Here is a 12,934-nt window from a genome sequence, read left to right as displayed (position 1 = left end):
TGTCGCCACCGAGCGATCCCGAGCGGTCGTCAGTCGCCGGCGACGTCCGATTTCGCCTCGTCGGCGTACGCGTCCGCCAGCCTGGTCGGCTCGGGCAGCTTGTAGCCGTCACACAGCGCCGCCACGAGGTCGACCGCGGTCTCGGCGCTCACGCGGTGGCCGGGGCTCACGTACAGCGGGTTGATCTCCGGCGAGGAGTCGTACTGGCGCGACTGGTACGCGTACCCGATCGTGGTGTCCGGGGGCGCGTCGACGCGCTCGTCGGCGAGGATCGGCGCTCGCCACCCGGCGGGGCGACCGTCGACCCCCGCCTCGGGCCTCCCGCACAGGAGGCTCTTGGCGACGCCGACGGCGGGCGCGTCGAACAGCACGCCGATATGGGTCGCGATGCCGGCCTGCCGGAAGTGGATCCGACCGCTGCCGTCGAGGACGTACAGGTCCGGGTTGGACTCCAGGGTCGCCAGCGCGTCGACGATGGGACCACCCTCTCGGAACGCGAGCAGGCCGGGGACGTAGGGGATCGAGAGGTCCGTCACCGCGTACGTGCGCTCGACGACCTCGCCGCCGCGGGACACGACGACCGCCGACACCGCACGGTCGTCGAGGAACGCCTGATCGACGCCGGCGACGAGCGGCGGGTCCGAGGGGCGTTCGCCCGGGCTCGCCGTCTCCGTCGGCGTCGCCCCCGTCACTGTCGCCGTCGGCGGAGCGTCGGGGCTCGCGGTGTCCTCGATGGCTACGCTCGCTGGATCGAACGGGAGATCGTCGCGAAAGCGGGCGGCCTCGGCGATGTCGCGCTGGAGCGTTTCCATCGCCTCGCGGTCGAGTTCGGGATCCGGGAGGAACTCCGGACGAACGGGCTCGGGCATCGGGTCAGAGCCGTCGCCGGCCGCCGCCCAGTCCGCCGCCGCCACTGCCGATCTGGTCGGGAACGCCCCGTCGACCGTCGGCGACGGTCGCGTAGAGGACGCCGAGCACGAGCCCCGAGAGGTGGGCGGCGTGGGCGATGCCGCCGGCGCCGCCGAGGACGCTCCCGCTGGAGACGACGCCGAACAGCGAGAAGCCGGCGTACAGCAGCGTGATCGTCCGGATCTTCAGGGGAATCGGCGGGATGAGCAGCATCACCTTCAGGTTCGGGTTCACGACCGAGAGGAAGCCCATAACGGCCATGATCGCGCCCGAGGCGCCGAGGACGCCGCCGGCGGGCGACGCGCCCAACAGCGCGCCCACGCCGATCTGTGAGAGGCCGGCGACCGCGCCGGTCACCAGGAACATCGCGGTGAAGCGCTTCGACCCGAGGTAGCGCTCGACCAGCGGGCCGAAGAAGTACAGCGCGATCGAGTTGCCCGCGATGTGGAAGAAGACGGTCGGGGAGTGCGAGAAGACCGACGTCACGACGGTCCAGACGTATCCCTGCAGGAGGGCGCTCTCGCTGAGCACGAAGATGTCCTGCCACGGCCCCCCGGTGAGGATCACCGCCCACTGGGCGGCGAACGTGACCCACATCAGCGCGAGGAACACGTACGTCATGTTCCCGCGGAACGCGCCCATGATGCCGCCGGTCCCCGTCTCGCGCTCGATCCTGGACTTCACCCGCGCGCCGACGCCGCCGGATTCGTCGCCCTCGACGCCGTCGTCGAAGCCGGAGTCGAAGACGCCGCCGGGATCGTTCCACTCGCCCATCCCCGGACAGTCGTGGTTCTCCGGGAGGCGATGTTCCGAACAGAAGGTCTGTCCGCAGCGTCTGCACTGGTACGGGAGGTTCTCGTACTCGCCGCACTCCGCGCACTTCGCCATTACCCGCCCTAGCCGCGGGCGGGGTATATGTCTGCCCCTCTCGGGAACGAGAGCGCACACCTGGAAGTCGGCGATCGCGGTCAGAACTCCGACGCCCGTCCCGCCCCACTCAGGTGTTCTCGGACACGTCGTTTCCCGCTCAGGCGTGCTCGATCACGCGTCGTCGTCGGCGGACTCGACACTGTCGCCGTTGTCGTTACCGTCGCGCCCGGCGGTTCCCTTCTCGTCGCTGTCGACGGTCGGCCGCTCGTCGTCGGTGTCGGCGTTCGTCGGGACGACGGTCACGTGGTCGATGCCGACGGCGGGCTGTTTCGCGGCCATGGTCGGATACACCTTGCCGGTTGTGCCACTAAAGATTACCCATGCGCATAATGTATCCGCGGGAACGGGGCGATGCTCACGCCTAATCCTGGGGCAGTGAGAGAGCGAAAAACGGGACGGTTCGGCGCGTTACGCGAACTTCTCGTCGTAGAGGTCCTGGGCGTGCGCTATCGCGTCCATCGCGGTCCGTTTGTCCTCCCACCCCAGCGTCTCGACCTCCTTCCCCTCCTCGAGATTCTTGTACGTCTCGAAGAACTCGGTGATCTCGTCGAGCTGCTGTTGCGGGATGTCCTCCAAGTCCTCGATGTGGTCGTACCGCGGGTCCTCGCTCGGGACGGCGATGACCTTGTCGTCCTGCTCGCCGTCGTCGTCCATCCTCATGAGCGCGACCGGGCGGGCCTCGATGACACAGCCGGGGAACGTCCGATCCTCGACGAGGACCAGCACGTCGAAGGGGTCCCCGTCGTCGTAGTACGACTGCGGGATGAAGCCGTAGTCCGATGGGTAGTGGACGTTCGAGTGGAGAACGCGGTCGAGCATCACGCCCGGGATCTCCTTGTCGTACTCGTACTTGTTGCGCTCGCCTTTCAGACATTCCACGACGGCGTAGATCTCTTCGGGAGCGTTCGGCCCCGTCTCGAGATCTTCCCAGAGGTTCGTCATGCGCCCGACGGTTCCGTCAACGCGAGCAAAGACCTTTCGGCACGCGATGGCGCCGCCGGACGGCGGTCCCCATCGACGGCGACGCGGGTCCGACCGCTGCGGTCAGGGTGGCGATGATAGTCTCCCGGGAAGGCCTGTATCCGACTAACCGAATATAGACGGCAAGGCGTTTATGTTTGTCACCCGTCTTTTCGAACACAGCGATCGACTGGCAATCCGGGGGATGACAGATCACGGATCGTCTGAATAGTCGCTTCTCAAGGGTTCTGGACTCCGAATTCTATGTTGTGTTGGCAACAATTAAATACTCCCATACCCTCCAATCGGCTGACCATGTCAGAGGCACAATCGAAACACGAAGTGGTCGATGTCGCGCGCGACCTCACCGCGTTCCAGCAGAACATTCTCGTCATCCTCTCGGAGGAGGCGATGTACGGGCTCGCGATCAAGCGTGAGCTCGAGAGCTACTACGACGCCGAGGTCAACCACGGTCGACTCTACCCGAACCTCGACGACCTCGTCGAGCTCGACCTGGTGGAAAAGAGCGAACTCGACAAGCGGACGAACCAGTACGAGCTGACCGAGACGGGCCGCAAGGCCGTACTCGACCGGCTGAACTGGGTCGTCGACAAGTACGTCACCGACGAGTCGCGCGCGGACGATGTCCGTACCCTCGTCGACGACGCGCTCGACGCGTAGACGCACTACCCACCGAACCAACCGTACGGTTCGCAGAACCGACCCTCGCGGAACGTCACCGCCCGGACGGGCTCACAAGGGAGTCCGCTCGTCCGCGGCCTCGAAGACGTGCCGCAGCGACGCCCGAACGGCGTCGCGCTGTTCTTCCGACGGCCACGCGTTGCGCGGGAAGTACTCGTCGAGGAACTCCTGTACCTCGTCGGCGTCGGCCGAGTCCATCGGCCGCGCGTAGTGATTGCCCATGAAGTCGGCGAACGCCCGCGCGTTCGCGGCGTGAACCTCGGTGTGTTCCTCGGCGACCTGCTCGACGAGTGCGGCATTGTGTTCCTCAACCTCGCTCCAGTCGTCCGGATCGCCCGGTCCCGACAGCGACACCTCGACGGCGCGGTCGGTGTTGTCGATGCGGTCGATCTGCACCGTCCCGTCCTCGATCCACTCGTCCGGGTAACACACGAGCGTGTCGTCGTCCTCGCGAACGCGGGCGGTGAAGCCGTGGTCGGCGAGCCGCTCGGCGCGGTCCTCGCGGTAGGCCTCCGCCTCCGCCTCGTCGACGGCCTCGCGGGCCAGGCGGGTGAGCCGCTCGGCGGCGTCGACGGTCGGCTCAGGGAGCTCCTCGTTCCACTCGTCGTCGCCCGAGTCCACTTCGGCGTGTTCGGAATCGTCAGCCTCGGCGCCGTCGGATCCGACGTCGTTCGGGTGTTCTTCGGTCGATGCCGCTCGCGTCGCGTCGGTAGTGTCCTCTGCGTGGTCCATTTCAGGCCTCGAACGCCTCGTTCGCCAACTCGTCGGCGCGCTCGTTTATCTCTCTCGGGACGTGCTCGATGCTCCAGCGGTCGAACCGCTCCAGCAACTCCACCGCCCGAACGCGCCGCTCGCGGAGGCCGGGATCGTTCACGCTCCACTCCCCCCGGACCTGCTTGACGATCAACTGTGAGTCGCCGCGCACGTCGGCGTCGTCGAGTCCGTAGTCGACGGCCGCCTCCAGCGCCCGGACCAGCGCCTCGTACTCCGCTTTGTTGTTGGTGGTGTCGTCGATCCGCTCGCTCCCCTCGGCCACGATGCCGTCGCCCGTGACGATCGCCCAGCCGACGGCCGCGGGGCCGGGATTTCCTCTGGAGGCGCCGTCGAAGTAGACGTGCCCCCGGCCGCCCCCCTCGCGGACGAGCGCGGCGAGTCGCTGCGGGTCTCCCCCTTGAACGACGACCTTGTCGTCGTACGCCACCGCGACGGCCCCGTCACGTTCGGCGCGCCAGCGTTCGTGGTCGGTGTTGCCCGCGACAACCTCGACGCCCGCCTCCGTCACCCGTCGGCGGGCCGCCTCGGGGTCGCAGTCGATGACCGGCATACCGATCGTTGGCGGACGAGGGGGAGAAAGCGTTGTCATCGGGACCAACGCTTAACTGTACTGCGAGGGACACGTGATAAGTACGATGTCAGGCCCCCGTCAGCGAGACGAACGCGAGCGACGGCAGTGGACCGGCGACGCGCGCGCCGGGGAGTCCGAGTCGACCGGCGCGGACGAGCGAACCGAGGACGGCGACGAAGTCGACGTCGACGACCTCGACGAGGAGGACCTCGTTCGCACGGCCGACGGCGAGTTGATGCACGAGCCGACGGGGCTCATCGTCGAGGAGGACCACGTCGACCGGGGGCCGGAGTGGCGGGCGTTCAACCACTCCGAGCGGCAGTCGAAGTCGCGGGTGGGCGCGCCCGTGACCGAGACCATGCACGATAAGGGACTGACCACGACTATCGACTGGAAGGACAAGGACGCCTACGGCCGGAGCCTCTCCTCGGAAAAACGCTCCCAGATGCACCGGCTGCGGAAGTGGCAGGAGCGCATTCGCACCAAGGACGCCGGCGAGCGCAACCTCCAGTTCGCGCTCTCGGAGATCGACCGCATGGCCTCAGCGCTGGGCGTCCCCGGTTCGGTCCGGGAAGTCGCCTCCGTCATCTACCGCCGCGCGCTCAAGGAGGACCTCATCCGCGGCCGCTCCATCGAGGGCGTCGCCACGGCGACGCTGTACGCCGCCTGTCGAAAGGAGGGTATCCCCCGCTCGTTGGAGGAGATCTCCGAGGTCTCGCGCGTCGAGCGCAAGGAGATCGGCCGGACGTACCGCTACGTCTCCCAGGAACTCGGACTCGAGATGAAGCCGGTCGACCCCAAGCAGTACGTTCCCCGGTTCAGCTCGGAACTCGACCTCAGCGAGGAGGTCAAATCGAAGGCCAACGAGATCATCGAGACGACCGCCGAGCAGGGACTGTTGTCGGGGAAATCGCCCACCGGCTTCGCGGCCGCCGCCATCTACGCGGCCTCCCTCCTGTGCAACGAGAAGAAGACCCAGCGCGAAGTCGCCGACGTCGCGCAGGTCACCGAGGTCACCATCCGCAACCGCTATCAGGAACAGATCGAAGCGATGGGGATCCACGGCTGAGGTGATCGTGGGCTCGACGGCCACCTCGCTTCCCGCCCTCGTCGAGACCTCACGAACGTTTTTCTGCGATACCGGAACCAGCCCCATCGTGACCTGATCGCCGCCGCGCGACGGTCAGCGGGTGCGAGGTCGACGAACCGGAGCCCTCGACGGGAACGGCACGAGCCGTGAGCGTGCGGTCGCCCGTCGCGCGCCGCGTCGTCAGCCGGCCTCCGTCGGGGCCGTCGCCGGCGACCCACCGACCGCCTGTCAGCCACTTTTCGAGCGATGCGGTCGCCACTGACGAGTGCTGGGTCCGCCGCTACGGGGCCGCGCGGGGAACGTTCATGTCCGCGGAGCGGCTACGCTGAACCGACCGTGAAGCTGGACGACTACGTCGAGTTCGAGGCGAACGAGCGGGCCGAGCGCCGACGGCTCGCCCAGGAGAAGTCCTACGAGCTGATGGACCACCTCGAGTCGTTCCAGCACCGCTTCGACGAGGTCACCGGCGGCGACTCCGTGTTCGGCTCCGTCTCGCCGTCGATCTTCGTCGGCTCGTCGAACTACCCGAACCTCTCGACGGGGCTGCTCTCGCCGGTCGGCCACGAGGACGACGCCGCGACCTACGAGACCAGCGGCGCGTGGTACGAGGAGGGCGTCTCCATCTCGGACGTCTTCGAGCGGCGCACCTCGCTGTTGAACTCGACGCAGGGTGTCGACGCACGGGACGTCGGCTCCGTCCACGACGCGTGGGACGGCTTCCTCGGCGTCCAGCGCGAGGTCGCCATCGCGGACCAGCCGGTCGACGTGGAGGTGTTCCTCGACGACGGCCCCGACATCGACTACGACGTCTCGCCCGACGACGTCGCGACGCCGACGGGCCCGCGCGCTCGTGCCGCCGCCGCGGACCTGACCGAGAACCCCCACGTCCCGCGACCGGTGAAGAAGACGCTGGAGGACGACGACTGGCGCGCCGAGGGCGCGATGAACTACCTGTATCGGCGCGGGTTCGACGTGTACGACATCAACACCGTGCTCTCGGCGGGCGCGCTGGGTCGGGGCGACCAGCGACGGCTCGTGCCGACGCGGTGGTCGATCACTGCCGTCGACGACACGATCGGGAAGTACCTCCGGGGAACGATCCGCGACCGGCGGAGCGTCGACACCGTGCAGGTGTGGCGCAACGAGTATCTCGGCAACGCCTTCTGGGTGATCCTCGCGCCGGGCGACTGGGAGTTCGAGCTGGTCGAGATCAAGTCCCCGGGGAGCATCTGGCACCCCGATCCCGAGGGCGACACGTACCTCTCGTCGGCCCACGAGAACCGCGAGGGGCGCACGCGATACGTCGACGAAACCGCGGGCGCGTACTACGCCTCCCGGTTCGGCGTGCTGGAGCAGCTCTCCGAGCGCGGCCGACAGGCGAAGGTGCTCGTCGTCCGGCACGTCTCCGACGACTACTGGGGGCCGGTCGGCGTCTGGCAGGTGCGCGAGAGCGTCCGTAACGCGTTCCAGGGTGAACACGGGGAAGCCGAGACGTTCGAGGACGCGGTTCGCGGCGTGAGCGAGCAGCTCCCGGTGTCGCTCGCGCGGCTCCGCAGGAAGTCAACGATGGTCGCGGGGCTCCAATCGAGCCTCGCCGACTTCACGACGTAGTTGCGGTCGCCCCGTTCACTCTTCGGAAGCGGGTATCCGCGTCGGCAGAGCGGAACCACAGTATTACCATCCTCTACAGCGACCTGTCACATATGGTCCCGCTGTTCGGCGGCGTACCGGGCGGTCCCGAGCTGTTGATCATCCTCCTGATCCTCCTGTTGTTGTTCGGGGGAACCGCCGTGCTGGTACTCGTTCTCGGCCTCGGCGGGCTCAGGCTCTCGGGCGGCGACGGCGCCGGTCGAGCCGACGACGAGCGCGTCGCCGCACTCGAACGCGAGCTCGCAGAGACTCGTGCCGAGCTCGCGGAACTTCGTGACGATCGCGACCCCGAATCCGAGGACCGGACCGTAGCCGAGAACGCAGTCGACGCCGATGACGGCGGAGACGATTACGACGAGCCGAGGTCGGCGTAAGCGGCCTCGACGAGCTCGCCGGTCTCGTCGATGATCTCCTCCATCGCGTCGCCGTCGGCGTCGAGCCCGAGCAGCCGCGCGACCCGCATGATCGAGACGTGGTACACGGTCTGAACGCCGGGTTCCTCCTGCCAGACGACGACGTTGCACGGCATGAGCGCGCCGAGCCTGTTGTCGGTCGCCTCGAGCGCGCGGTCGGCCACCGATGGGTTGCACGCGCCGAGCACGTAGTACGGGTCGCGGCCGGCGTCGACCTTCTCGTTGAGCATGTCCGAGACGGAGAACTCGACGGGGATCCCGAAGCCGTTCTCGGTGAACACCTCGCGGACGTGCTCGATAGCTTCCTCGTGGTCCATCTCGAGGGTCGCGCGTTTTTCACCGATGTCGCCGGCCTTGACCGCCGCCGGATCGATTGGCAGACTCATGGTTTCCGGTTCGACGGCGGCGGTGGAAAAACTGGCGCCAGTGCGCGCGTCGCGCCCGCCCGCAGTCTGTCGATCCGAGGGCGAATCAGGCGGTCCCTTCGCGGGTGTTACTCTGCGGTCCGGACGGAGCCGCGACCGATCACGTCCTCCACGGCGTCGACGAACGTCTGGCGGCGGTCGAAGTAGGTGATGTCGACCTCGCTCAGCACGTCCGAGAGTTCCCGCGGGCCGTCGGGCGTGCGGATGGTCGCGTCTCCTTCCTTGTCGAGTACCTTCGATTTCTCTTGGGGCCACGTGAGTCGCGAGGCGACGCGCGCCAGCGGCGCGCCCTCGACGGTCGGACCCTCGCCGAGTTCGACGGCGGGCGCCTCTTCCTCCTCGGGGTCGTCGTCGTCAGCCATGTCTCCGGATTCGCCCAGGGTCCGCCTAATCCTTTCGGAGCGCCGTTGCGGGTCGTCTCTCGCGCCACGCGGTTGATATCGGCTCGATCGCCGGCGGTCGCAGCGGGATCGGAGGACCAGAGGGCCGCCCGTCATGCCGATGTCTGACGTATCCTTTTAACTGATCGTGATATAACAGGGGTGTATGAGCAGCCTCGCCGAGGTGTACGAGGGGCAGGTCGGCGAGTACGCCAGCCTCCAGCGGCTGTATCTCGGTGTCGGACTGTTCTCGCTGGGTGCGCTCCTCGTCGTCGTCGGCATCGTCGTCGCGGCGACGGACCTGACGACGGCGACGCTCGGCTGGAACCTGGGCCAGGCGCGCGAGACTGCCGGGATACTCGCCGGACTCGGGCTCCCGGCGACGTTTCTCGGCGTGCTGGTGGTGATGCCGACGAGCCGTCGGACGCAGGCGGCCGCGGTGGTCGGCGCGGGCGTCGCCGTCCTCGGCGTGGCGATGTTCGCCCACGCGTACCCGTGTCACTGGTCGGGCGCGCGCTGTGTCGGCGAGTACGCCGACCTCACGCTCCCGACGGCGGGCGTGTACTTCCTCGGGGCGTTCACCACGTTCTGGTGTCTGTTCACCGGCGTCGCGAACTTCAAGGCGCGCAACAACCCCGGCGGGACGGTGACCCTGGAGATCACTCGCGAAGGCGAGACCGAGGTGATCGAGGTGCCGAGATCGACGGCCGAGGAACTGCGCGGCGACACGGGAACCACCGGACGCGTCGGCGGCGTCGGGCTGCTCGGCACCACTCCGGACGGGAACATCGAGACGCAGACGAACCGTCCCGATCTCGACGAGCGCCGCGATCGGACGGCGCAGTCGGCGTCGGCCGCCGCCGACTCCGGTGACGACAGCGTCGGCAACTCCGGATCGGCCGCCGGGGCGGCCGCGAGCCCGACGAGCGACGGCGGGGCGTCGTCGTCGGACATCACCCCGCTGGCGGACCGGCAACACCCCGACTCGACGCCCGGGATCGATCGTATCGGTCCGTCGGCCGAGCAAGCCGCCGTCGAGTCATCGGTCTCCCCGAAGCGTGACACGGCGCGGTCTCAGTCGCCGGGCGACTCCTACTGCGGTTCCTGCAGTCACTTCCAGTACGTCCGGACCGACCAGGGGATGCAGCCGTACTGTGGCCTCCACGACGACCTGATGGAGGACATGGACGCCTGCGACGACTGGCGCCCGCGCTGACCGGCGCGAACGGTACTCTCCCCGTTGTTGTTGCCTCGTGCTTACAGCCGTTCGATCGTCTCGGTCAGGTCGTCCCAGTGGCTCCCTTACCAGAAGTACTGTTCACAGTCGACAAAGCGCCACACGAATCCGGTTTCGGGCGCGTATTCGGGTCGATCTGTGTCGTCCTCGGTCGGTTCGAGCCGGCCGTTGCACGTGCCGCACCGCGTGAGGCGGTCCGTCGGCGTCAGCTCGACTCCCGCCGCACGGAGTTCACGGAGTTGGGCGACCACGTCGCGCCTCGTGAGGAGGACCGAGCCGGGGGTCGCGGCAGCCAGGTCGCGATCACGCGTTATCAGGCGGCGTCCGTCGGTCGCGGCGCGCTCGCGGATCTCGTCGTCGCGCTCGATCCCCTCGTCCAGCGCGTCCACCGCGTCGTAGCCGCACACGCGGAGGTACGTCGCGAGCTTCCCGAGCATCACATCGAGCAGTAGCGTGTCGTGCTCCGGGGTGATCGTTGCGGGCTCGTCGTCGGTGTCGTCTGTCGCGTCGTCCATTCTGTGCGGGTGTCCGTCACTCCAGAAACGTGCGCAGCCCCTCGGCGTCGCGCGCGTTCAGCACGTCCGCCGTCTCGGCCCATCCCCGTCGGGCGGTGTGAACGCCGTAGCGAACGTTGTCGAGCTCGGCCGGCGAGTGCGCGTCGGTGTTCACCGCGATCGGCGCGCCGGCCTCGACGGCCGCCCGCACGGCGTCGCCGTTGCAGTCCAGGCGGGCGGGGTTCGAGTTGACCTCCAGCGCCGTCCCTGCCGCCGCGGCGGCCTCCGCGAGGCGCTCGAAGTCGACCTCCAGGCCCGGGCGTTGGTTGATCAGTCGGCCGGTCGGATGGCCCAAAACGTCGACGTGTGGGTGTTCGACGGCGCGGATCAGTCTGTCCGTCGCCTCGCCCTGATCCAACGCGGCGTGTGGGGAGGCGATGACGATGTCGAGGTCGGCCAACACGTCGTCGCTCGTCGTCACGTCACCATTGGCGTCGATGTTCGCCTCGACGCCGTGAAGTACGTCGATCTCGGCGTCTCCGCGGACCGCCGCGACCGCCTCGGCCTGCTCTCCGACCGCTTCGTCCGTCAGTCCGGTGTCGCCGAAGACGCCCGGTCCCGCCGCGTGATCCGTGACGCAGTGGTACTCGTAGCCGCGATCGGCGGCGGCCTCGACCATTTCCGCGATCGTATTGGCTCCGTCGGACCACGCGGTGTGGGTGTGGAGGTCGCCGCGGACCTCGCCCTCCGTGAGCAGGTCAGGTAGGTCGCCGTCGAGCGCCGCTTGGATCTCGCCGGTGTCCTCGCGTATCTCGGGGGGGATCACCGGGAGATCGAGCGCGCCGTACATCTCCGACTCGTCGGCGCCGCCGAGGCGTTCGCCGACGCGCTGGCCCGAATCCGGGTCGTCAACGTCGCTCACCTCGAACACGCCGTACTCGTTGAGCTTCAGCCCGCGGTCGATCGCGAGGTTGCGGAGGGTGACGTTGTGCGCCTTCGAGCCGGTGAAATACTGCAGCGCCGACCCGAACTCCTCGGGGACGACGACGCGGAGGTCGACCCGGATCCCGTCGACGCGGACGCTCGCCTTCTGTTCGCCCGCCTCGATCACGTCGTCGGCGTCGGACCAGTCGACGAACAGGTCGACGACCGCCTCGCCGTCGTCGCTGGCGACGAGCACGTCCACGTCGCCGATGGTGTCCTTCCACCGCCGGATCGACCCGGCTACGTCGATCCGCTCGACGACCGCCTCGTGATCGAGGTGGCCGATCACGTCCTCCGCGAGCGGGCGCGCGTCGCCGAGGCGCTGGCGCCGCCCGGCCTCCTTCGCGAACGCGATCTTGTCGAGGATGTTCTCCTCGGTCTTCGCGCCGAACCCCTTGACCTCGCGGATCTCGCCGGCCTCCGCGGCCGCCTCCAGTTCCTCGAGCGTCGTGATACCGAGTTCCTCGTACAGTGTGCCGACGGTTTTGGGGCCGACACCTTCCACCCGCGTCAGGGCGGCCATGTCGACCGGGAGTTCCTCGCGGAGATCCTCGAGCTCCTCCATCTGGCCGGTCTCGAGGTACTCCACGATCTTCGCGGCGATGGCGTCGCCGACGCGGTCGATCTCGGCGACTGCGTCCTCGCCCCCCTCGTCGGCGAGGTCCTCGATCGCGCGCGGGTGGTCGCGGACGTTCTCGGCGGCGCGGCGGTAGGCGGTGGGCTTGTACTCGACGTCCTGCGCCTCCAGCAGGTCCGCGAACTCCTCGAGTAGCGCGGCGACCTCGGCGTTTCGCATACGCGTGTTCGTCCGGGCGGCCGGAACTTAGAACGACGGGCCGGATCCGGCGGTACCGCGGACACCGGCGTGGCCCCCGCGTCAGTAGCCGCCGCGCTTGCTCCCGCTGGCGTCGTCCCGCCCGAGCGCCTTCTTGAGGAAGCTCATCCAGCGCTTCCGGTCCATCGCCTCCTGGCGCTCTGCCTCCGTGTTCACGTCGGCCGGCTGGAGGGTGTCGAGCGCCTCCAGCGCGCGGTCGATGCCGATGATCGACGCCGCGAGCTCCTCGCCGGTCTCGAAGTCGACGCGGTTCTCCTCGATCCGTTCGAGGCGTTCGAGGCGTTCGCGCCGGAGGTTGCGCTTCGCCCGCTCGACGCGCTCGCGCTCGCCGTCGGGGATCGTCTCGCGGCGCTTGATCTCGAAGACGAACGTCCGGAGGTCGATCTCCTCGCCCTGGACCTCGATACTGTCCGGGATGTCCGCGCCGATCGTCGCGCTCTCCTTGTTGACGCGTTCGAGGAGCTGTTTTCGTTGGAACTCCTGCACGGGCTGTCGTCGGGGATTGGGCCGCCGGCGTGTTTCGTGTTTCGCTCGGAGCGCACCGAGCCGCATGTTTCGCCCGGGGAACTCGACTCGCGTG

Annotated in this window: 16 protein-coding genes; 5 read left to right on the top strand and 11 right to left on the bottom strand. The window is 68.3% G+C overall.

The genetic code is table 11. From position 1 onward, the window contains the following. Nucleotides 1-29: 29 nt before the first annotated feature. The 4 genes from K6T25_RS05665 to K6T25_RS05650 all read right to left on the bottom strand — a co-directional run bounded on the left by K6T25_RS05665 (nt 30) and on the right by K6T25_RS05650 (nt 2,781). Nucleotides 30-869, bottom strand: a complete 840-nt coding sequence (locus K6T25_RS05665; protein WP_222917172.1) for an endonuclease V — start codon at nt 867-869, stop codon at nt 30-32. A gap of 4 nt (nt 870-873) precedes the next feature. Further along, nucleotides 874-1,797, bottom strand: coding sequence for a rhomboid family intramembrane serine protease (locus tag K6T25_RS05660; RefSeq protein ID WP_222917170.1), 924 nt, complete (start codon nt 1,795-1,797; stop codon nt 874-876). Between the two features lie 153 nt (nt 1,798-1,950). Continuing rightward, nucleotides 1,951-2,118: a hypothetical protein gene (locus K6T25_RS05655; protein WP_222917169.1), complete on the bottom strand. Its 168-nt coding sequence runs from the start codon at nt 2,116-2,118 to the stop codon at nt 1,951-1,953. Nucleotides 2,119-2,247: 129 nt separating this feature from the next. Next, nucleotides 2,248-2,781, bottom strand: coding sequence for an inorganic diphosphatase (locus K6T25_RS05650; RefSeq protein ID WP_222917168.1), 534 nt, complete (start codon nt 2,779-2,781; stop codon nt 2,248-2,250). Between the two features lie 333 nt (nt 2,782-3,114). On the opposite strand from K6T25_RS05650, the gene K6T25_RS05645 reads away from it, so the two are divergent. Beyond that, nucleotides 3,115-3,480, top strand: coding sequence for a PadR family transcriptional regulator (locus K6T25_RS05645; RefSeq protein ID WP_222917167.1), 366 nt, complete (start codon nt 3,115-3,117; stop codon nt 3,478-3,480). A gap of 72 nt (nt 3,481-3,552) precedes the next feature. Here the strand turns inward: K6T25_RS05645 and K6T25_RS05640 are convergent, their stop codons facing one another. Further along, a complete protein-coding gene (locus K6T25_RS05640) occupies nt 3,553-4,233 on the bottom strand; it encodes a DUF7108 family protein (RefSeq protein WP_225917820.1) in 681 nt (226 codons plus the stop codon). 1 nt (nt 4,234) lies between these two features. After that, nucleotides 4,235-4,825, bottom strand: a complete 591-nt coding sequence (gene rnhA / locus K6T25_RS05635) for a ribonuclease HI (protein ID WP_222917166.1) — start codon at nt 4,823-4,825, stop codon at nt 4,235-4,237. A gap of 85 nt (nt 4,826-4,910) precedes the next feature. Here rnhA and K6T25_RS05630 point away from each other — a divergent pair, with 85 nt between their 5' ends. The 3 genes from K6T25_RS05630 (at nt 4,911) to K6T25_RS15660 (ending at nt 7,960) form a co-directional block, all read left to right on the top strand. Then, a complete protein-coding gene (locus K6T25_RS05630; RefSeq protein WP_222917165.1) occupies nt 4,911-5,915 on the top strand; it encodes a transcription initiation factor IIB in 1,005 nt (334 codons plus the stop codon). 357 nt (nt 5,916-6,272) lie between these two features. Further along, the gene (gene nreA / locus K6T25_RS05625; RefSeq protein ID WP_222917163.1) at nt 6,273-7,547 is read left to right on the top strand and encodes a DNA repair protein NreA; all 1,275 of its coding nucleotides are present in this window, start codon (nt 6,273-6,275) and stop codon (nt 7,545-7,547) included. Nucleotides 7,548-7,639: 92 nt separating this feature from the next. Next, a complete protein-coding gene (locus K6T25_RS15660) occupies nt 7,640-7,960 on the top strand; it encodes a preprotein translocase subunit TatA (protein WP_222917161.1) in 321 nt (106 codons plus the stop codon). Here the strand turns inward: K6T25_RS15660 and K6T25_RS05615 are convergent. Both K6T25_RS05615 and K6T25_RS05610 read right to left on the bottom strand, forming a co-directional pair. Then, the gene (locus K6T25_RS05615) at nt 7,936-8,385 is read right to left on the bottom strand and encodes a DUF302 domain-containing protein (protein WP_222917160.1); all 450 of its coding nucleotides are present in this window, start codon (nt 8,383-8,385) and stop codon (nt 7,936-7,938) included. The two genes, K6T25_RS15660 and K6T25_RS05615, sit on opposite strands and share 25 nt — an antisense overlap. Before the next feature lie 107 nt (nt 8,386-8,492). Next, on the bottom strand, nt 8,493-8,786 hold the full coding sequence (locus K6T25_RS05610) for a DUF5789 family protein (RefSeq protein ID WP_222917159.1): 294 nt from the start codon (nt 8,784-8,786) through the stop codon (nt 8,493-8,495). A 184-nt stretch (nt 8,787-8,970) separates the two neighbouring features. On the opposite strand from K6T25_RS05610, the gene K6T25_RS05605 reads away from it, so the two are divergent. After that, entirely contained in the window at nt 8,971-10,020 is a 1,050-nt protein-coding gene (locus tag K6T25_RS05605) for a cell division protein CdpA domain-containing protein (RefSeq protein ID WP_222917158.1), read from the top strand. A gap of 86 nt (nt 10,021-10,106) precedes the next feature. On the opposite strand, the gene K6T25_RS05600 is transcribed toward K6T25_RS05605, so the two are convergent. The 3 genes from K6T25_RS05600 to K6T25_RS05590 form a co-directional block, all read right to left on the bottom strand. Then, nucleotides 10,107-10,556: a Mut7-C RNAse domain-containing protein gene (locus K6T25_RS05600; protein ID WP_222917157.1), complete on the bottom strand. Its 450-nt coding sequence runs from the start codon at nt 10,554-10,556 to the stop codon at nt 10,107-10,109. Nucleotides 10,557-10,572: 16 nt separating this feature from the next. Beyond that, nucleotides 10,573-12,315: a DNA polymerase/3'-5' exonuclease PolX gene (gene polX, locus K6T25_RS05595; protein WP_222917156.1), complete on the bottom strand. Its 1,743-nt coding sequence runs from the start codon at nt 12,313-12,315 to the stop codon at nt 10,573-10,575. Between the two features lie 81 nt (nt 12,316-12,396). Next, nucleotides 12,397-12,840, bottom strand: a complete 444-nt coding sequence (locus K6T25_RS05590; protein WP_222917155.1) for a DUF5788 family protein — start codon at nt 12,838-12,840, stop codon at nt 12,397-12,399. Nucleotides 12,841-12,934 lie beyond the last annotated feature (94 nt).

The sequence above is a fragment of the Halobaculum rubrum genome (assembly GCF_019880225.1).
Taxonomy (GTDB): domain Archaea; phylum Halobacteriota; class Halobacteria; order Halobacteriales; family Haloferacaceae; genus Halobaculum; species Halobaculum rubrum.
This window is presented reverse-complemented; position numbering and strand designations above follow the sequence as displayed.